At 68.5% G+C, this 18,406-nt stretch carries 17 protein-coding genes and 2 pseudogenes; 12 read left to right on the top strand and 7 right to left on the bottom strand.

The genetic code is table 11. From position 1 onward, the window contains the following. The first annotated feature begins 1 nt into the window (after position 1). From rpoB to C463_RS12625, 6 genes are all read left to right on the top strand, one after another. On the top strand, positions 2-1,831 hold the full coding sequence (rpoB, locus tag C463_RS12600; RefSeq protein ID WP_008444336.1) for a DNA-directed RNA polymerase subunit B: 1,830 nt from the start codon (positions 2-4) through the stop codon (positions 1,829-1,831). Further along, positions 1,832-4,765 carry a DNA-directed RNA polymerase subunit A' gene (locus C463_RS12605; protein ID WP_193365869.1) on the top strand — a complete coding sequence of 978 codons (2,934 nt, stop codon included), beginning with the start codon at positions 1,832-1,834 and terminating at the stop codon, positions 4,763-4,765. Beyond that, positions 4,758-5,972 (top strand): DNA-directed RNA polymerase subunit A'', encoded by a 1,215-nt coding sequence (gene rpoA2, locus C463_RS12610; protein ID WP_008444340.1) that lies wholly within the window; start codon positions 4,758-4,760, stop codon positions 5,970-5,972. Before C463_RS12605 ends, rpoA2 begins: the two co-directional genes overlap by 8 nt. Continuing rightward, a complete protein-coding gene (locus tag C463_RS12615; protein ID WP_008444342.1) occupies positions 5,972-6,391 on the top strand; it encodes a NusA-like transcription termination signal-binding factor in 420 nt (139 codons plus the stop codon). Before rpoA2 ends, C463_RS12615 begins: the two co-directional genes overlap by 1 nt. A 306-nt stretch (positions 6,392-6,697) precedes the next feature. Continuing rightward, positions 6,698-7,126 carry a 30S ribosomal protein S12 gene (locus tag C463_RS12620; RefSeq protein WP_004599087.1) on the top strand — a complete coding sequence of 143 codons (429 nt, stop codon included), beginning with the start codon at positions 6,698-6,700 and terminating at the stop codon, positions 7,124-7,126. Further along, positions 7,123-7,776 (top strand): 30S ribosomal protein S7, encoded by a 654-nt coding sequence (locus C463_RS12625; RefSeq protein ID WP_008444344.1) that lies wholly within the window; start codon positions 7,123-7,125, stop codon positions 7,774-7,776. Before C463_RS12620 ends, C463_RS12625 begins: the two co-directional genes overlap by 4 nt. 165 nt (positions 7,777-7,941) lie before the next feature. Here C463_RS12625 and C463_RS12630 read toward each other — a convergent pair whose 3' ends face one another. Beyond that, complete coding sequence (locus C463_RS12630) at positions 7,942-9,927, bottom strand: aconitate hydratase (RefSeq protein ID WP_008444346.1); 1,986 nt, start codon at positions 9,925-9,927, stop codon at positions 7,942-7,944. 275 nt (positions 9,928-10,202) lie between these two features. Between C463_RS12630 and C463_RS12635 the strand changes: the two genes are divergently transcribed. Further along, the gene (locus C463_RS12635) at positions 10,203-10,676 is read left to right on the top strand and encodes a deoxyuridine 5'-triphosphate nucleotidohydrolase (RefSeq protein ID WP_008444355.1); all 474 of its coding nucleotides are present in this window, start codon (positions 10,203-10,205) and stop codon (positions 10,674-10,676) included. 7 nt (positions 10,677-10,683) lie between these two features. Here C463_RS12635 and C463_RS12640 read toward each other — a convergent pair whose 3' ends face one another. The 4 genes from C463_RS12640 to C463_RS12655 form a co-directional block, all read right to left on the bottom strand. Then, positions 10,684-11,058 carry a 4-oxalocrotonate tautomerase gene (locus tag C463_RS12640; protein ID WP_008444357.1) on the bottom strand — a complete coding sequence of 125 codons (375 nt, stop codon included), beginning with the start codon at positions 11,056-11,058 and terminating at the stop codon, positions 10,684-10,686. Positions 11,059-11,436: 378 nt separating this feature from the next. Beyond that, positions 11,437-12,801, bottom strand: coding sequence for an LLM class flavin-dependent oxidoreductase (locus C463_RS12645; protein WP_049905900.1), 1,365 nt, complete (start codon positions 12,799-12,801; stop codon positions 11,437-11,439). Positions 12,802-12,925: 124 nt separating this feature from the next. Beyond that, positions 12,926-13,333 carry a CBS domain-containing protein gene (locus C463_RS12650; protein WP_008444361.1) on the bottom strand — a complete coding sequence of 136 codons (408 nt, stop codon included), beginning with the start codon at positions 13,331-13,333 and terminating at the stop codon, positions 12,926-12,928. A gap of 35 nt (positions 13,334-13,368) precedes the next feature. Continuing rightward, positions 13,369-14,325 (bottom strand): DUF5787 family protein, encoded by a 957-nt coding sequence (locus C463_RS12655; RefSeq protein WP_008444365.1) that lies wholly within the window; start codon positions 14,323-14,325, stop codon positions 13,369-13,371. Between the two features lie 131 nt (positions 14,326-14,456). Between C463_RS12655 and C463_RS12660 the strand changes: the two genes are divergently transcribed. The 4 genes and pseudogenes from C463_RS12660 to C463_RS12670 all read left to right on the top strand — a co-directional run bounded on the left by C463_RS12660 (position 14,457) and on the right by C463_RS12670 (position 16,512). Next, positions 14,457-14,840: a hypothetical protein gene (locus C463_RS12660; protein WP_008444366.1), complete on the top strand. Its 384-nt coding sequence runs from the start codon at positions 14,457-14,459 to the stop codon at positions 14,838-14,840. Beyond that, positions 14,837-15,085, top strand: a pseudogene (locus C463_RS20195) (NUDIX hydrolase); the annotation flags it as partial. The gene C463_RS12660 and the pseudogene C463_RS20195, both read left to right, overlap by 4 nt. 16 nt (positions 15,086-15,101) lie before the next feature. After that, a pseudogene (locus tag C463_RS20200) lies at positions 15,102-15,569 on the top strand (NUDIX hydrolase); the annotation flags it as partial. A 109-nt stretch (positions 15,570-15,678) separates the two neighbouring features. Then, a complete protein-coding gene (locus C463_RS12670; RefSeq protein ID WP_008444368.1) occupies positions 15,679-16,512 on the top strand; it encodes an NAD+ synthase in 834 nt (277 codons plus the stop codon). A gap of 23 nt (positions 16,513-16,535) precedes the next feature. Here the strand turns inward: C463_RS12670 and C463_RS19260 are convergent, their stop codons facing one another. Beyond that, positions 16,536-16,685, bottom strand: a complete 150-nt coding sequence (locus C463_RS19260) for a DUF7563 family protein (RefSeq protein WP_008444369.1) — start codon at positions 16,683-16,685, stop codon at positions 16,536-16,538. Positions 16,686-16,924: 239 nt separating this feature from the next. Further along, positions 16,925-18,019 (bottom strand): anthranilate phosphoribosyltransferase, encoded by a 1,095-nt coding sequence (locus tag C463_RS12675; protein WP_008444370.1) that lies wholly within the window; start codon positions 18,017-18,019, stop codon positions 16,925-16,927. Between the two features lie 298 nt (positions 18,020-18,317). On the opposite strand from C463_RS12675, the gene C463_RS20320 reads away from it, so the two are divergent. After that, positions 18,318-18,406 (top strand): DUF7317 family protein (locus tag C463_RS20320; RefSeq protein WP_449271966.1); only part of this gene is annotated, 89 nt, incomplete at its 3' end.

Below are 18,406 nucleotides of genomic sequence, written 5' to 3' on the forward strand. Positions count from 1 at the left end.
CATGGCACAAGCAGAACGCGAAGCGAAGGTGTACGTCAACGGGAGCCTCGTGGGCACCCACGAGAACCCGGACGAACTCGCCGAACAGATTCGCGAGGCGCGCCGCCGCGGCGACGTCTCGGAGATGGTGAACGTCTCGGTGAAGGACCGGACCCGCGAGGTCATCGTCAACGCCGACGCGGGGCGGGCGCGGCGCCCGCTCATCGTCGTCGAGAACGGTGAACCCCTCCTCGGCGACGAGGAGATAGAGGCCCTCGAACGCGGCGACGTCGAGTTCGAGGACCTCGTCGAGCGCGGCTACGTCGAGTTCATCGACGCCGAGGAGGAGGAGGACATCCTCGTCGCCGTCGACGAGGCGGACGTGACCGAGGACCACACGCACCTCGAAATCGACCCGCAGCTCGTCTTCGGCATCGGCGCGGGGATGATCCCGTACCCCGAGCACAACGCGAGCCCGCGGATCACCATGGGCGCGGGGATGATGAAGCAGTCGCTCGGGCTCCCCTCGGCGAACTATCGGATCCGGCCGGACACGCGTCAGCACCTCCTCCACTACCCGCAGCTGGCGATGGTGAAGACGCAGACCTCCGACCAGATCAGTTTCGACAAGCGGCCGGCGGCGCAGAACTTCGTCGTCGCCGTGATGTCCTACGAGGGGTTCAACATCGAGGACGCGCTGGTGATGAACCAGGGCTCCGTCGACCGCGCGCTCACCCGCTCGCACTTCTTCCGGACCTACGAGGGCGAGGAGCGCCGCTACCCCGGCGGCCAGGAGGACCGCTTCGAGATTCCGGACCAGGACGTGCGCGGCGCCCGCGGCGAGGACGCGTACACCCACCTCGACGAGGACGGCCTCGTCAACCCGGAGACGAAGGTGGACGAGTCCTCGGTGCTGCTCGGCAAGACCAGTCCGCCGCGCTTCCTCGAAGAGCCCGACGACATGGGCGGGCTCTCCCCGCAGAAGCGCCGCGAGACCTCGGTCACGATGCGCTCGGGCGAGTCGGGCGTCGTCGACACGGTGACGCTGATGGAGGGCGAGGACGGCTCCAAGCTCTCGAAGGTGAAGGTGCGCGACCAGCGCGTCCCCGAACTGGGGGACAAGTTCGCGTCCCGACACGGACAGAAGGGCGTCGTGGGCCACCTCGCGCCCCAAGAGGACATGCCGTTCACCGAGGAGGGGGTCGTCCCGGACCTCGTAATGAACCCGCACGCGCTACCGTCGCGGATGACGGTCGGCCACGTGCTGGAGATGCTCGGCGGGAAGGTCGGCTCGCTCCGCGGCTCGCGGGTCGACGGGACGCCGTTCCAGGGCGAAGACGAGGAGGAGCTCCGCGACCAGCTGGAGGAGCACGGCTTCGAGTCCTCCGGCAAGGAGGTCATGTACTCCGGCGTCACCGGCGAGAAGATCGACGCCGAGATCTTCGTCGGGACGATCTTCTACCACAAGCTGTACCACATGGTGTCGAACAAGCTCCACGCCCGCTCTCGCGGGCCGGTCCAAGTGCTCACGCGCCAGCCGACCGAGGGGCGCGCCCGCGAGGGCGGGCTGCGCGTCGGGGAGATGGAGCGCGACACGATCATCGGCCACGGCGCGTCGATGGTGCTCAACGAGCGACTGCTGGAGTCTTCCGACGCCGAGACGGTCCACGTCTCCGCGGAGACGGGGCTCGTCGCCGTCGAGGACCGCGAGCAGCGCCGCGTGTACGACCCGGTCACGGGCGACGAGGACGACATCCACGAGCTGGAGGTCAGCTACGCGTTCAAGCTCCTGCTCGACGAGATGATCGCCCTCGGCATCCGACCGAAACTTGAACTGGAGGACGCGATTTAGATGTCAACGCAAACACCGAAAGTGCTCGGCGGGATCGACTTCGGCCTCATGGACCCGGAGACGTACCGGGACATGTCCGCGACGAAGGTGATCACGGCCGACACGTACGACGACGACGGCTATCCGATCGACATGGGGCTGATGGACCCGCGACTGGGCGTCATCGACCCCGGCCTGGAGTGTCGAACCTGCGGTTCGCACTCCGGCTCCTGTAACGGCCACTTCGGCCACATCGAACTGGCGGCGCCCGTCATCCACGTGGGCTTCACGAAGCTCATCCGACGGCTGCTCCGCTCGACGTGCCGCGAGTGCGGTCGGCTCGCCCTCGACGACGCGCAGCGCGACGAGTTCCGCGACCGCTACGAGCGGGCGAAGGAGCTCGGCGACGACGAACACGACGTGCTGAAGGCCGCCGTTCGGCAGGCCCGGAAGGCGTCGACCTGTCCGTTCTGCGGCGAGCCGCAGGCGGACATCAAACACGAGAAGCCGACCACCTACTACGAGGTCCAGGACGTGCTCTCGGGCGACTACTCCGAGCGCATCGCGGCCGCGATGCAGCCCGACGAGGAGGAGGACGACCCGGGCACCTCGCCGCAGGAGCTCGCCGAGAAGACGGACATCGCCGTCGACCGGATCAACGAGATCATGGCCGGCGAGTTCCGCCCGCGCAAGGAGGACCGCCGCGCCATCGAGAAGGCGCTCGACGTGGACCTCACCGAGGAGGACATGAACAAGCTGATGCCCTCGGACATCCGCGACTGGTTCGAGGACATCCCGGACGAGGACCTCGAGGTCCTCGGCATCGACTCCGAGCACTCCCGCCCGGAGTGGATGATCCTGACGGTGCTCCCGGTCCCGCCGGTGACCACCCGCCCCTCGATCACGCTCGATAACGGCCAGCGCTCCGAGGACGACCTCACGCACAAGCTGGTCGACATCATCCGGATCAACCAGCGGTTCATGGAGAACCGCGAGGCGGGCGCGCCGCAGCTGATCATCGAGGACCTCTGGGAGCTGCTCCAGTACCACGTCACCACGTTCGTCGACAACGAGATCAGCGGGACGCCGCCGGCGCGACACCGCTCCGGCCGTCCCCTCAAGACCCTCAGCCAGCGGCTGAAGGGGAAGGAGGGCCGCTTCCGCGGCTCCCTGTCCGGGAAGCGCGTCAACTTCTCCGCCCGGACCGTCATCTCGCCGGACCCGACCCTCTCGTTGAACGAGGTCGGTGTCCCGGACCGCGTCGCCAAGGAGATGACCCAGACGCTCAACGTCACCGAGCGTAACGTCGAGGAGGCGCGGCAGTACGTCCGGAACGGCCCCGAGGCCCACCCCGGCGCGAACTACGTGCGCCGCCCCGACGGCCGCCGGCTGAAGGTGACCGAGAAGAACTGCGAGGAGCTGGCCGAGAAGGTCGAGGCCGACTGGGAGGTGAACCGCCACCTCGTGGACGGCGACATCGTGATCTTCAACCGGCAGCCGTCGCTCCACCGGATGTCCATCATGGCCCACGAGGTCGTGGTGATGCCGTACAAGACGTTCCGGCTCAACACCGTCGTCTGTCCGCCGTACAACGCCGACTTCGACGGCGACGAGATGAACATGCACGCGCTCCAGAACGAGGAGGCCCGCGCCGAGGCGCGCGTCCTCATGCGCGTCCAAGAGCAGATCCTGAGCCCCCGCTTCGGCGGGAACATCATCGGGGCCATCCAGGACCACATCTCCGGGACCTACCTGCTCACGCACTCGAACCCCGAGTTCTCCGAGACGCAGGCGCTGGACCTACTCCGCGCGACCCGGGTGGACGAGCTCCCCGAGGCGGACGGCGTCGACGACGACGGCCGCGAGCTCTGGACCGGCCGGACGCTGTTCTCGGAGCTGCTCCCGGACGACCTCGACTTATCCTTCACCTCCTCTGCCGGCGACAGCGTCGTCATCGAGGACGGCCAGCTGATAGAGGGCACCATCGACGAGGACGCGGTCGGCGCGTTCGGCGGCGAGGTCGTCGACACGCTCACCAAAGAGTACGGCGAGACCCGGGCCCGCGTGTTCATCAACGAGATCGCGTCGCTGGCGATGCGCGCGATCATGAACTTCGGGTTCTCGATCGGGATCGACGACGAGTCGATCCCGCCGGAGGCCGAAGAGCAGGTCGACGAGGCGATCCAGAGCGCCTACGACCGCGTCCAAGAGCTCATCGAGACGTACGAGGCCGGCGAGCTGGAGTCGCTGCCGGGCCGCGGCGTCGACGAGACGCTGGAGATGAAGATCATGCAGACGCTCGGAAAGGCCCGCGACTCGGCCGGGGAGATCGCCGACCAGCACTTCGGCGACGACAACCCGGCGGTCGTGATGGCTCGCTCGGGCGCCCGCGGTTCGATGCTGAACCTGACGCAGATGGCCGGATCGGTCGGCCAGCAGGCGGTCCGCGGCGAGCGGATCAACCGCGGCTACGAGGACCGGACGCTCTCGCACTACCGACCGAACGACCTCTCCTCTGAGGCGCACGGCTTCGTGGAAAACTCCTACCGCGGCGGGCTCACCCCGCAGGAGTTCTTCTTCCACGCGATGGGCGGCCGCGAGGGGCTCGTCGACACGGCGGTCCGGACCTCCAAGTCCGGCTACCTCCAGCGTCGGCTCATCAACGCGCTCTCCGAGCTGGAGGCGCAGTACGACGGCACGGTCCGGGACACCTCGGGCCGGATCGTCCAGTTCGAGTTCGGCGAGGACGGCACCTCGCCCGTGAAGGTCTCCTCCGGCGAGGAGGACGGCATCGACGTCGACGGGATCGTCGACCGCGTGGTCGACGCCGAGTTCGCCTCCGACGAGGAGAAAGAGCGGTTCCTCGGCGAGCGCGAGCCGCCGACGAACCTCTCCGAACACGCCGGGCCGGGCCTGAACAAGGCCGGCGGACCGGGGGTGGAGTCCGATGACTGACTACGACGGCGTCACCGACGACATGGAAGCGGTCGTGGAGGCGACCGAGCTCCCGCGACGGCTCAAGTCGAAGGTGTACGAGGCGATAGACCGGAAGGCCGAGGAGGTCGGCGAGGTCACCATCGAGCAGGCGACCGACATCGCCGAGGGCGTCGAGAACCGCTACGAGCAGACGCGGGTCGACCCCCTCGACCCGGTGGGCACGGTCTCGGCGCAGTCGATCGGCGAGCCCGGGACGCAGATGACGATGAACACGTTCCACTACGCGGGCGTCGCGGAGATCGACGTCACGCAGGGGCTCCCCCGGCTCATCGAGCTGGTGGACGCCCGGAAGACGCCGGACACGCCGATGATGACGGTCCACCTCGACGGGGAGTACGCGACCGACCGCGAGAAGGCCCACGAGGTCGTCTGGTCGATCGAGGCGACGCGCATCCTCGCGCTCGGCGACGTGTCGACCAACGTCGCGGACATGCTCGTCCGGATCGACCTGAACGACGACACGCTCTTGGAGCGGTGGCCCACCCACTCCGACCCCACGGAGATCGCGGGGATCATCGCCGAGACGATCGAGGACGCGCTCGGCGTCGACGCCCGGCAGGCCGGCACGGTCATCGAGTTCGGCCCCAACGAGCCGAGCTACCGCGAGCTGCTCCAGCTCGTCGAGCAGCTCCGGGAGATCGTGTTCAAAGGGATCGAGGAGATCGAGCGCGTCGTCATCCGCAAAGAGGAGATCGACGGCGACGAGGAGTTCGTCCTCTACACCGAGGGGTCGGCGTTCGGCGACGCCCTCGACATCGAGGGCGTCGACGCCTCGCGGACGACGTGTAACAACATCCACGAGATCTACCGCAACCTCGGGGTCGAGGCGGCCCGCGAGACGATCATCGACGAGACGAAGAACACGCTCGAAGAGCAGGGGCTCGACGACGTGAACGTCCGTCACTTGATGTTGGTCGCCGACATCATGACGAACAACGGCGAGATCGAGTCGATCGGCCGACACGGCATCTCCGGCAACAAGGACTCCGTGCTCGCGCGCGCGGCGTTCGAGGTCACGGTCAACCACCTGCTCGACGCCGCGATCCACGGCGAGTACGACGACCTCGACGGCGTCATCGAGAACGTCATCGCCGGCAAGCCCATCTCGATGGGGACCGGCGACGTCGACCTCCGCATGGGGTCGCGCGTCGTGAGCGACGACTAATGCGCGTCGAGCTCTCCGACGAGGCGCGGCGCTACATCGGTCGGTTCGACGAGCTGACCGGGGTCACGCCGACCGACTGCCTCGTGGAGGGCGACCGGCTCGTGTTCGTGGTGCCCGCCGGCAAGATGGCGAGCGCGATCGGCCAAGGCGGCGAGACCGTCGCGGAGGCCGAGCGCAGGCTCGCCAAGTCGATCGAACTGGTCGAGGACGCGGACACCGCCGAGGCGTTCGTCGCGAGCGCGCTCGCGCCGGCGGCGGTCAACGCCGTCACCATCTCCGAGCAGAACGACCGCGTGGCGTACGTCGAGATCCCGGAGGCGGACCGCGGCGTCGCCATCGGCGCGGAGGGCGCGAACATCGAGACGGCCCGTCGGCTCGCGGAGCGGCACTACGGCATCGACGACGTCCAGCTGACCTGACGCGCCACCCGCGCTCTTTTGACGTCCGCCCGCTCCTCGTCATCTGAACCAGACACTTCCTCGCCGGAGCCGGAGTGGGTCGAGACGGCGCACAAAGAGACGAGCGGCTGACGCACTCCGGGTAAAACGACGGGCGCTCTCGCCGGTTTACCGGCTCAGCGGGAGCGAACGTCCGTTATTTCCCCGATCGGATCGCTCCGTGAAACACCCTCAGATCCGTCGAGAGGCACCGCTCGGAGGATCTGAGGCCGTTTCGCGGCCCAGAAAGACGACGCTTAAGTAGCTCCGTTCGGAAGTAGGCGTACGATGGCGAACGGCAAATACGCAGCCCGTAAGCTCAAAAAGGACCGGCAGAAGCGCCGCTGGTCCGACTCCGAGTACGCTCGGCGCGAGCGCGGGCTCAAGAAGAAGTCCGACCCCCTAGAAGGTGCCCCGCAGGCGCGCGGCATCGTCCTCGAAAAGGTCGGCATCGAGGCAAAGCAGCCGAACTCGGCGATCCGAAAGTGCGTCCGAGTTCAGCTCATCAAAAACGGGAAGCAGGTCACCGCGTTCTGTCCCGGTGACGGCGCGATATCCTTCATCGACGAGCACGACGAGGTCACCATCGCCGGCATCGGCGGTGCGAAGGGCCGCGCGATGGGCGACCTCTCCGGCGTCAACTACAAGGTCGAGAAGGTCAACGGCGTGTCGATGATCGAACTGGTTCGCGGTAACGCGGAGAAGCCGGTCAGATGAGCGGTGAGGAGACCGAGGCGCCGTCTGAGGAGGACGTCGCCGCCGACGAGCCGGACCCGGACGCCCCCGCCTCCAGCGAGGCCGCCAACGAGAACGCCAAGCTGTTCGGCGTCTGGGACGTTACCGAGATCGCCTACGAGGACCCCTCCACGAAGCGTTACATGACCGTGACGCCCATCGCACACACGATGGGTCGCCACGCGTCCAAGCAGTTCAAGAAGTCCGAGATCTCGCTGGTCGAGCGGATGATCAACCGCCTGATGCAGACCGACGAGAACACGGGGAAAAAGCAGCAGGCGACCCGGATCGTCCGTGACGCCTTCGACGTCGTCCACGAGCGGACCGAGGAGAACCCGGTCCAGATCCTCGTGACGGCCGTCGAGAACGCCGCGCCCCGCGAGGAGACCGTCCGCCTGAAGTACGGCGGCATCTCCGTCCCGAAGGCGGTCGACGTCGCGCCCCAGCGCCGCGTCGACCAGGCGCTCCTGTTCATCTCCGACGCCGTCGCCAGCGCGACGTACAAGTCGACGACGCCCGCCGCCGAGGCGCTCGCGAACGAACTCGTCGCCGCCGCCGACTACGACGTCGAGGGCTCCTACTCCATCTCGCAGAAGGAAGAGCGCGAACGCGTCGCCGCCGCGGCCCGCTAACGCTGCCCCTGCCGACGGCGTTTTCTCCCCGTATTTTCCGTTGACCACCTGCGGGTTCGTCGCTCCCGCGTCACCTGGCACCTCAAGCGCGGCGCCGCCGCTGGCGACGACGGAAAAAACGGAGAAATTCGGAAGCGGACGGAGCGGTCCGCGTCGGCGGTCGGCTCAGTCGTCGGCCGGCGCCGCGCCGGAGCCGCCGTCGGTGTGCTGCTGTTTGACCCACGAGAGCTTGCCGCCGGCTGCGAGGATGTCGCGCTCGCGCTCGGAGGCGTCGAGGTCGGCGGTGAACTCCCACTCGCCGTTGACGCTCACGGTGAACTCCTCCTGCCCGGAGCGGACGCCCGCGGGCACGTCGTCGACGATTTCGAGGTCGTCGCCCTGGTCGATCTTCTCGTACGTCTCCGCGTCGATCGCCAGCGGGACGATCCCGAAGTTGAAGAGGTTCGCCTTGTGGATGCGGGCGAAGCTCTGGGCGAAGACGGCCTCGATGCCGAGGTACATCGGACAGAGCGCGGCGTGTTCACGCGAGGAGCCCTGGCCGTAGTTCTCGCCGGCCACGAGGACGCCGCCGTCGGCATTGAGCGCGCGCTCGGCGAACGTGTCGTCGACGCGCGAGAGCGTGAACTCGGAGAGCTTCTCGATGTTCGAGCGGAACTTCAGGATGTCCGCCGTCGCCGGGATGATGTGGTCGGTGGTGATGTTGTCCTCCATCTTGAGGAGGGCCTCACCGCCGTCCACGTCGATGTCGTCTTTCAGCGGCACGTCGCCGATGTTCGGGCCCTTGACGAGGCCGTCGTCGATCGCCTCGTCGGGCGAGATGATGTCCGAGTCGTCTTCACCCATGCCGGGGCCGTACTTCGTCCCCATCTCCAGGCCGGGTGCCTCGAGGTCGCCGAGGTCGTCCGCGAGGTCGCGCGGGTCGACGATCTCGCCGGTGATGGCCGCCGCGGTGGCGACCTCGGGCGAGCAGAGGAAGACGGAGTCGTCCTCGATCCCGGAGCGACCCTCGAAGTTGCGGTTGAAGGTGCGCAGCGAGACGGAGTCGGAGGCGGGCACGTGGCCGATGCCGATGCACGCGCCACACGTCGCCTCGGAGAAGTTGACGCCGGCCGCCATCATCTCCGCGGTCCAGCCCTCGCGGGCCAGCATCTCGGACGCCTGCTTCGAGCCGGGCGCGACGATCATCTCGGTCTGCCTGGCGACCTCGCGGTCCTCCAGCATCTTCGCGCTGGGGAGGATGTCCTCGTAGGCGCCGTTGGTACAGGAGCCGACGATGACCTGCTCGACGTCGGTGCCCTCGAACTCGCTGACGGGGGCGACGTTGTCGGGCATCGACGGGGCGGCCACGAGCGGTTCGAGCTCGTTCAGGTCGACCTCGATCGTCTCCGCGTACTCCGCGTCGTCGTCGGGCTGGAGGTCGACGTACTCCTCCTCGCGGTCCTGGCGCGCGAGCCAGTCCTTCGTCTTCTCGTCAGTCGCGAAGATCGAGGAGGTGGCGCCGAGCTCGGTGCCGAGGTTCGTGATCGTGGTGCGCTCGGGTATCGTGAGCTTCTCGGCGCCGGGGCCGGTGTACTCGAAGATCTTGCCGACGCCGCCCTTGACGGTCAGCTCGCCGAGCAGGTGGAGCGCCACGTCCTTGGCGGTCGCCCACTCGGGCAGTTCGCCTTCGAGGTGGACGTTGACGACCTCCGGCATCTCGACGTAGTAGGGGCCGCCGCCCATCGCGACGGCGATGTCGAGGCCGCCCGCGCCGATCGCGAGCTGGCCGAGCCCGCCGGGAGTCGGCGTGTGCGAGTCGGAGCCGAGCAGCGTCTTGCCGGGCGCCGCGAAGTTCTCCTTGTGGACCTGGTGGCAGATCCCGTTGCCGGGCCGGGAGAAGTACGCGCCGTACGTGCCGGCCGCGGAGCGGAGGAAGCGGTGGTCGTCGGTGTTCTTGAAGTCGAACTGGTACGTCTGGTGGTCGCAGTACTGCGCGGCCAGCTCCGTCTGGACCTCGTCCAGGTCGAGCGCCTCGAACTGGAGCCACACCATCGTCCCCGTCGTGTCCTGCGTCAGCACCTGATCGATCTCGATGCCGATCTCCTCGCCGGGCGTCAGCTCGCCCTCGACGAGATGCTCATCGAGGATCTTCTCCGTAATCGTTTGTCCCATAGTACCCGATGATGGCTTTCCCGTGGATATAAAACCCGCGAGTTTCCCGAAGATCGACCGTGTTAGATCCACCCCTCCGGCAACATTCACACTGATACCAGCGTGGTACCACGCACCGTGAAATACGTAGCCCTGCCGAGTATTATAGGACATTAAACGCCTGAAACGACCGAAATAGCGGGTTTCAACGGTCGCAGCAAAATCGGCCGCTTCGACCGTCCTCGTCGCGCGCGGCGGGCGACACCGTTTTGACTCGCCCGCGGTTTCGGACGGGCATGTTCGACTCGGGAGCCGCGGTCGCGGCGGCGCTGGAAGCGGCCGGCGCCGACCTCGACGACGCGCAGCGACAGCCGAACGGCGTCGACCTCACCGTCGACGCGGTGTTCCAACAGACCGAACCGGGCCGGCTCGGGCGCGACGGGAAACGCGTGGGCCAGCGACAGGAGCTTGAACCCCGGGGAGACTGTTACCGACTCGAACGCGGGAGCTACGTCGTGCGCTACGGCGAGCCGGTGCGGATCCCGGAGGAGCGGATCGGGTTCGTCCTCCCGCGCTCGACGCTGCTGCGGAACGCCTGTACCCTCGACACCGCGGTGTGGGACGCCGGCTACGAGGGTGTCGGCGAGGGGCGCCTCGACGTGGGCCACCCGATCGAGATCGAACCGGGCGCGCGGATCGCGCAGCTCGTCTTGGCCGAGGCCGACCACGAGGGAACGTACGACGGCGCGTACCAAGAGGAGAACCTCTGAGAGCCGGCTACTCCTCCGCCCAGTCGCCGCCGACGCGGTCGACGCCCATCATGTCCTCGCCCGCGTGTTCGGTGAACACGATCTTACAGTTCGGCTCGGGAACCCCGAACGCCGCCACGGCCCGCTCCAGCACCGCCAGCGCGAACGCGCGCTTGTACTCGAAGGGCCTGCCCTCGCGGATCTCGGCGTCCAAGAACAGGAGCGGCCCCTCGACCGCCCGCCCGATCGCCATCGCCGACGGCTCGTGTTCGGTGATCGTCACGGCGACGTGGCCCGCGGTCGTCTCCATCTCCTCCGTGTACCGGTCGGTGACGAACGCGACGAACGCCTCGCGCTCGGCGGGCGACAGCGACAGCGTCGTCGCGAACTGTAACAGCGGCATGCGTGCGTGTCGGTCCGGGAGTACTTCGCGCTGTCGACGCTCGGACGCGCCGACGCGCGGAGCCGCGGCTGCGCGAGCGAATCGCTCAGCGTGTAAAGGAACGAACGGCACGCTCGTGCCGGGAAAAGGTGGCACGGGCGTGTCGTTCTATAGGTCCCCGCTGACGCTTCGGCCCTCCAAGCGAAGCGTCACCTGAAGCAAGCAGTGGTAGATACTTAAGCGTGCCGGGGGCGGCAGCGTTGTCGTCCTAGTTAGCGGCAACGCGTTCACACCACGCGGCCGACGGGAATCGAAAAACCGCCGGACTGCGACGTGTTTATTATCGACTCGACCATCGTCGGCTCGATCCCCGCCGACTCGTCGCCGTCTCCCTCCGTGCTACTGTCGGGCGGGGTGGTCCGCGCGGACCCCCGTCTGCCCCTCGCCGAGGAGCCGTTCGCGGAGCGTCTCGCCCGGCGGCTCGGTGTCGGCCGGCGCGACGAGCCCGCGCTCGCGCAACTCCGGGACGACGAGGTCGACGAAGTCGACGAGCGAGTCCGGGCGGACGACCTCCTTGACGTTGAACCCGTGGACGCCGACCGCCTCGTGCCAGCGTTCGAGTTCGTCGGCGACCTGCTCCGGGGTGCCGACGATCTTCGGCGAGGTGGTGCCGAGCCCGCAGAACTCCGCGACCTCGCGGACCGTCCACTCGCGGTCGGGCTGGGCCTTCGTGAACGCGTTCATCGTCCCCTGGATCGCGTCCGTCTCGATGTGCTCGACCTTCTGGTCGGGGTCGAGCTCGGAGAGGTCCATGTCGAGGAAGCCGGACAGGAGCCCGAGCGTCGCCTCGACGTCGACGTGCCGCTTGTACTCCTCGTACTTCGCCTCCGCGAGCGCCTCCGTCTCGCCGACGACCGGCACCACGCCGATGAAGAAGCGGAGGCTCTCCGGGTCGCGGCCGGCGTCGGCCGCGCGCGACTTCACGTCGTCCATGTACTCGACGACGCCTTCTTCCGTCGGCTGGCTGGCGAAGACGGCCTCGGCGTTGCGCGCGGCGAACGACCGCCCGTAGTCGGAGGAGCCGGCCTGATAGACGACGGGCGTGCGCTGGGGCGACGGCTCGCAGCCGTGCGGCCCGGGCACCGAGAAGTGGTCCCCCTCGTGGTCGATGGCGTGGACCTTCTCCGGGTCGCTGTACCGGCCGGCCTCGCGGTCGGCCTCGACCGCGTCGTCGTCCCACGACTCCTCCCACAGCTTGTAACAGACCTCGAGGAACTCGTCGGCGCGGTCGTAGCGCGTCTCCTTGTCCATCCGCTCGTCGAGCCCGAGGTTCGCCGCGGCCGACTCCAGGTAGGAGGTGACGACGTTGATCGCGATCCGACCGTCGGTGAGGTGATCGAGCGTGGAGAACTCCCGCGCGAGCTGGTAGGGGTGGGTGTAGGTCGTCGAGCGCGTCACCGCGAAGCCGAGGTCCTCCGTGACCTCCGCCATCGCGGGCACGACCAGCTGCGGGTCGTTCGCGGGGGTCTGGACCGCCTTCTCGACGGCGACCTCGCGGTCGTCGCCGTACACGTCGTAGACGCCGCGCACGTCCGCGAAGAACACCGCGTCGAAGCCGCCCCGCTCGGCGGTGCGCGCGACCTCGGTCCAGTACTCGCGGTCGGCGTAGTCCGCCGACCGGTCGCCGGGGTACCGCCACGACCCGGGCGAGACGTGCTCGACCGAGGACATGGTGAAGAGGTTGAGATGTAGGTGATCGGACACGGAGCCCGGTACGCGCTCCGGGGTAATACGGGCACAGGAAGTGGCGGCACTTGTCGCTGTCGCGGACGGTCGGCGAGCGGGCGCGGCGGCGACCGGATGTCGCGACGGTCGGCGGACGACCGCGCTACGCCGAGACCGACTCCGGAGAGGAGACGTACGCCGCGAAGTCGGAGGTGGTGATGATGCCGATGGGCCTCTCCCCGTCGACGACCGGAACATGGTGGAAGCCGCGTTCGAGCATCGTCGCGGCGACGGCCGCGACGTCGTCCTGCGCGCCGGCGGTGATCGGGTCCCGCGTCATGTACCGCTCGACGGTCGTCTCGGCCTTCGGCTGGCTCTTCGCGACGATGTCGACGAAGTCCGTCGAGGTTAAGATTCCGACGAGGCCGCCGTCGTCGTCGACGACCAGCACGGAGCTGATATCATTTTTGAGCAGCACCGCGGCCGCGTCCTCGACCAGCGTGTCCGGCGTCACCGTGTGGAGGTCCGTCGACATCAGGCGCGCCACGAAGACGTCTTCGATCTCGTCCATACCAGAAAGGTCCCGCCCTCGCCGTATAAGCGTTCTCACAGATACCGTGAGAGCCCGGACTGCCGCCGCGGACCCGCCCCCTCCGGCTCCGCGACCCACGCCGTCCGCTCGTCCCGGAGGCCCTCCCGGTCCGTCGCCGGCGGGTCGGCGGGCTCGAAGGCGGGACACCCGTTCCCGCACTCGCGGCCGGGGTCGACCACGCGGTCGAAGTGCGCGCAGCGCGGCCGGCCGTCGGCGGTCGCCTCGCCGTGGACGCACGCCGGCGGCTCGGGGCGCCACCCCTTCCCGTACGCGCGCTCTGCGATCCGCCGCCGCTTGCGGGCCTTCGCCTCGGGACTGACGAGCGCGACGTCCGTCCGGGAGGGCCGCTCCGCGCGGATCTCGACGCCCGCCGCGTCCGGGTCGAGCGGCGTCGGCTCACGGACCACCTCGCGCTCTCCGGTCTCCGGGTCGAACCGCCAGACGCCGACCGCGTCGGGGATCCGGTTGAGATGCGCGCGGGTGACGTAGGAGGCGGTCGCGAGGACGACGCGGTCGAAGAGCCCGAGCGCGGCGTCGTACCGCAGTTGCGCCTCCAGGTCCCCGGGCGTCCCGAGGTCCGGCTTGTTCTCGACGGCGACGAGGTCGCCGGCCCAGTCGTCCGGGTAGCGCGCCGTCGCGCGCACGACCGGCCGCCCGTTCCGGCGCTCGCGTTCGAGGTAGCCCACCTCGACCGCGCGCTCGACGACCGCGGCGGCCCGGTCCGGCGGAAGGTCGAACGCGTCGGCGACGGGCACGGCCTCGCCCGGCCCGACCGCGGCCTCGATGGCGGGGTCCGGGATCCGCTCGGCGCTGATCGCGGCGCGGTCGTCGAACTCTAGCCCCGGCGACAGCAGACAGACGTCGACGATGCGCGTGCCGGGCGTCTCGACGCCCGCGCCGAGCTGGCGGGCGACGACGCGGTCCGAGGATTCGAGCGCGGCGCAGAGCGCCAGCTCGAACCGGTACTCCATACCGTCGACAGGGCCGCGCCGGGCTAAAGCGCATCGCCCACGGGGGTCGCAGGGGATCGCGTCTCTGCTCTGCCGGGTGGCTTTCCTCCCCCGGTCGAAACCGGTATTCCCCGCCGGCTCCTACCTCGACCATGCGCCGGGTCACCCGGAACGTCGTCATCGCCATCGCCTTGGTCGTCGTCGCGCTGCTCGCGCTCGGCGCGCTGCCCAGCTACCTCGGCAGCGGCGACCCGTACTACCTCACCGTCGAACCGATCGAGACGAACGACACCGCCGCCGACGTGAACAACGTCTCCGACCGGCGGTACCCGTACCTCATCGGCGCGATAGCGAGCGAGGACGGGCGCTCCGACCCCTATCAGACCGGTCCGTACGGGATGAAAGAGTGGTTCACGCACACCCCGTTCGACGAGGTAGACGCGCTCACCCGGCAGGTGCCGAACGCCTCGACCGAGACCGGCGTGCGGGTCCGCCGCGACGGCGAAGTGTACCACGCGGAGGTGGTCCGCCCGTGACGGGCGAGCGTAACGAAGCGGCCGATTCCTCCGCCCCGGCCGCCGACCTCCGCGACCTCCCCGCGTTCGCCGACGGCCGCAACCACTCGCTGCCGGGCGAGCCGGAGTGGCCGGTGAAAGAGGTCGTCGTCGAGTACGACGAGGGCTGGTTCGTCGGCGGCTACGACCGCGTCGAACAGCCCGACGGCACGGAGAAGAAGTACTACTGGGCGGAGCTGTCGCCGGCCACGGTGATCGTCGCGGTCGCGGACGACCGGGNGCGGCTACGACCGCGTCGAACAGCCCGACGGCACGGAGAAGAAGTACTACTGGGCGGAGCTGTCGCCGGCCACGGTGATCGTCGCGGTCGCGGACGACCGGGTGCTGTTCGTCGAGCAGTATCGCCCGACCGTGCGGAACACACAACTGGAGCTCCCGGCCGGAATCGTCGAGTCGGGCGAGTCCTACACCGAGGCGGGGGCGCGCGAACTCGCCGAGGAGACCGGCTTCGCGCCCTCGTCGACGTCGCTGCTCCAGGAGGTGTGGTGTTCGACCGGCGTGTTGCGCCACACGCGCAGTTACGTGTTCGCGGAGGGGTTGGAGCCGGTCGACGTCGACCACGACAGCAACGAGTTCCTCGCCCCGCGGGCGGTCCCGGTCGAGGAGGCGCTGGAAATCGCCCGCGAGCCCCCGACGAACGACGCGACGCTGGAGGGGCTGCTGCTCGCGGAGCGTGAAGGGCTGTTGTAGGCCCTCTCGACCGCCGCGATACCCCTTCAGGCCGCCTGATAACCCGACGTACGTCCAGTTTCCAGCGACGACGGGGAGGTATTAGTCGTCTCGGCCCCTCACTCCGTACATGAGCCAGACCTCGGAGCAGTCGGTGTTGCTGTCGGACGACCCCCCGCTCGACCTCCGCCTCTCGGAGTCGGAGCTGGAGAACGCCCGCGAGCGTCTCGTCTCGTTCATCCGCGACGTCGTCGACGACGCGGGCGCGGAGGGCGCGGTCCTCGGCCTCTCGGGAGGCATCGACTCGACGCTCACCGCCCACCTCGCGGTCGAGGCGCTCGGCGAGGACGGCCTCCACGGGCTCACGATGCCCTCGGCGGTGAACGACGCGGACGTGATGAGCGACGCGGAGCGCGTCGCCAACGACCTCGGCATCGAGTACGACGTGATCGAGATCCAGCCCATCGCGGAGTCGTTCTTCGACGCGTTCCCCGAGGCGGCCGACGACCGCACCGCCGCGGGCAACGTGTACGTCCGCACCCGGGCCGTGCTGAACTACTTCGTCGCCAACGCAGAGGATCGGGTCGTCCTCGGCACGGGCAACCGCGCCGAGGCGATGACGGGCTACTACACGAAGTACGGCGATCAGGCGGTCGACTGTAATCCGATCGGCAACCTCTACAAACAGCAGGTGCGCCAGCTGGCCGCGCACGTCGGCGTCCCCCGCGACCTCGTGATGCAGGAGCCGACCGCGGGGATGTGGGAGGGGCAGACCGACGCCGAGGAGATGAGGCTCGACTACGACACCGTCGACGCCATCCTCGCAGTCCACGTCGACGGCGGCCTCTCGCGGGCGGCGACGGTCCGCGAGCTCGACGTCCCGGAAGCGGCCGTCGACCGCGTGGTCGACCTCTACGAGCGCAGCGCCCACAAGCGCGCGATGCCGCCGGCGCCGGAGCGGTAGGGAGGGCCTTCGGTCAACGGGGCTCAGGCGTTCTGCGCGCGTTCCTTCGCGACCTCCGCGATCCCGGCGTTCGCGGAGCAGTTCGGACACGCGTGTACCCGTCCACGCTTGTCCCCGAACACTTGGACGAACCGTTCGGAGACGTGCGTCCCACAGTGTTCACACGACGGCATAGTGGTAGGAGGTATCGTGGGTCATTCTTGGTACATGTTCACTCGGCGCTCCGACCTCAAGAACTCTTTTCAAATTTCGTTCCAAATCAGACCCAAATTGCGGGACGAAAGCACGAAAACGGGCGGACTAGCGGGCCGAGAAACCGGAGCGTGAAAGCGATCTGCGAACGCGCCTGCCGCGGCGACGCGTCGGAGTAATTCGGCGACGATCCGGAGCGACGCGGTGACGGCCCCGGCTGTCAGAACTCCCGCAGGGCTTCGAGCACGTCGTGCGCGGAGCCGTCGTCGATGACCTCGCGCGCCGCGTCGAGGCCGTCCTCGATGGAGTCGGCGTCGCCGCCGGCGTAGATCCGGAGCGCGGCGTTGACCGCGACCGCGTCCGCGAAGGGACCGTCGCGCTCGCCGGCCAGCACGTCCTCCGTGATTTCGGCGGAGTCGGCGGCGACGTCGTCGACCGCGAGGTCGTCCTCTTCGAGGTCCATCCCGTACTCCGCGGTCTCGATCTCGAAGTCGTCGAAGGAGGCGCCCTCGCTGCCGGCCTCGCCGTCCGCGTCGCTCGCGTCCCACTCGGCGACCTTCGTGTAGCCGGGGCGCACGTCGTCGTACCCCTCCATGCCCTGGAACATCAGGACGCGGTCGAGGTCGTGGAACTCGCTCTCGACGAACGTGTCGACCACCTTCTTCGCGAACGCGAGGTGGTAGAAGGAGCCGAGGTGGACGGACGCGCCGGCGGGGTTCGCCAGCGTCTCGACGGTGTTGACGAACGACCGGACGCCCATCATGTCGCGCCGGTCGAACAGGTCGTCGATGGCGGGGTTGAACGCGGGCTGGTAGTAGAAGCCGAAGCCGGTCTCGTCGACCATGTCCGCGGAGTCCGAGGGCGCCAGCTCCGTGTGGACGCCGAGTTCGTCGAGGACGTGCTTGTACGCGTCCTGCTTCTGCGTCGGCACGCGGTCGCCCGAGTGGACGACGACCGGGGTGCCGGCGGCGGCCGCGACCGCGCCCGCCGCGACGCCGAGGATCGCGGTCCGGCCCTTCCCGTCGTAGTTCGCGCCGCAGTCGACGGGGTCGACGTCGGGTTCGGCGTACTCGACGCGGTCGCACATCACGTCGACGTACGCGCCCAGCTCCTCGGGCGTGTTCCGCTTCCAGCGGTTCGCGAGCCAGAACGCCCCGAGCGTGGTCGGATCGGGCTCGTCCGCGAAGATGCGTTCGAACGCCTCGGTCGCCTGCGCGCGGGTGAGGTCGTCGGCCGACTTGTGGCCGGAGCCGCAGACCTCGGTCATCAGCCGCTTGAGGGGCCAGTCGCCGAACTCTTGGGTCGCCTGAGCCATACGCGTCGTTCGGCCTACCCGACGAAAAGTCCCCCGCTCGGCTCCCGAGCGCTGGGAAGGGGATCGACCCCCGCCCCTCGGCGCAGCGTCGAAACGACGCGCGCGAGCGCCGCCCCCCGGCGAAGAGACGGATCTCGGCTCGTCCGTGGTACTCGTTCGCAAACAATAAACGAACGCTCGTCTGGTTATTGATGTAAATAGGCTACAATCAGTTGTTTCCAGTTCTCTCAAATTCTATAACACGCTACGAAAGGCGTTAGAGTTATATGTTCGTCCATCCACTGAATGGTTGTACACGATGACGTCCAAATCCGTCGCCACCGCGCTCACGCTGTATCGGTCCCGCACGCTGACGCTCGAACAGGCCGCGACCGTCGGCGGCTGCTC

The organism is Halorubrum californiense DSM 19288 (assembly GCF_000336875.1).
Lineage (GTDB): Archaea > Halobacteriota > Halobacteria > Halobacteriales > Haloferacaceae > Halorubrum > Halorubrum californiense.

Coding starts and splice junctions, on each gene's coding strand:
- rpoB (WP_008444336.1), top strand. CDS start 2: ATGGCACAAGCAGAACGCGAAGCGAAGGTGTACGTCAACGGGAGCCTC.
- C463_RS12605 (WP_193365869.1), top strand. CDS start 1,832: ATGTCAACGCAAACACCGAAAGTGCTCGGCGGGATCGACTTCGGCCTC.
- rpoA2 (WP_008444340.1), top strand. CDS start 4,758: ATGACTGACTACGACGGCGTCACCGACGACATGGAAGCGGTCGTGGAG.
- C463_RS12615 (WP_008444342.1), top strand. CDS start 5,972: ATGCGCGTCGAGCTCTCCGACGAGGCGCGGCGCTACATCGGTCGGTTC.
- C463_RS12620 (WP_004599087.1), top strand. CDS start 6,698: ATGGCGAACGGCAAATACGCAGCCCGTAAGCTCAAAAAGGACCGGCAG.
- C463_RS12625 (WP_008444344.1), top strand. CDS start 7,123: ATGAGCGGTGAGGAGACCGAGGCGCCGTCTGAGGAGGACGTCGCCGCC.
- C463_RS12630 (WP_008444346.1), bottom strand. CDS start 9,927: ATGGGACAAACGATTACGGAGAAGATCCTCGATGAGCATCTCGTCGAG.
- C463_RS12635 (WP_008444355.1), top strand. CDS start 10,203: ATGTTCGACTCGGGAGCCGCGGTCGCGGCGGCGCTGGAAGCGGCCGGC.
- C463_RS12640 (WP_008444357.1), bottom strand. CDS start 11,058: ATGCCGCTGTTACAGTTCGCGACGACGCTGTCGCTGTCGCCCGCCGAG.
- C463_RS12650 (WP_008444361.1), bottom strand. CDS start 13,333: ATGGACGAGATCGAAGACGTCTTCGTGGCGCGCCTGATGTCGACGGAC.
- C463_RS12655 (WP_008444365.1), bottom strand. CDS start 14,325: ATGGAGTACCGGTTCGAGCTGGCGCTCTGCGCCGCGCTCGAATCCTCG.
- C463_RS12660 (WP_008444366.1), top strand. CDS start 14,457: ATGCGCCGGGTCACCCGGAACGTCGTCATCGCCATCGCCTTGGTCGTC.
- C463_RS12670 (WP_008444368.1), top strand. CDS start 15,679: ATGAGCCAGACCTCGGAGCAGTCGGTGTTGCTGTCGGACGACCCCCCG.
- C463_RS19260 (WP_008444369.1), bottom strand. CDS start 16,685: ATGCCGTCGTGTGAACACTGTGGGACGCACGTCTCCGAACGGTTCGTC.
- C463_RS12675 (WP_008444370.1), bottom strand. CDS start 18,019: ATGGCTCAGGCGACCCAAGAGTTCGGCGACTGGCCCCTCAAGCGGCTG.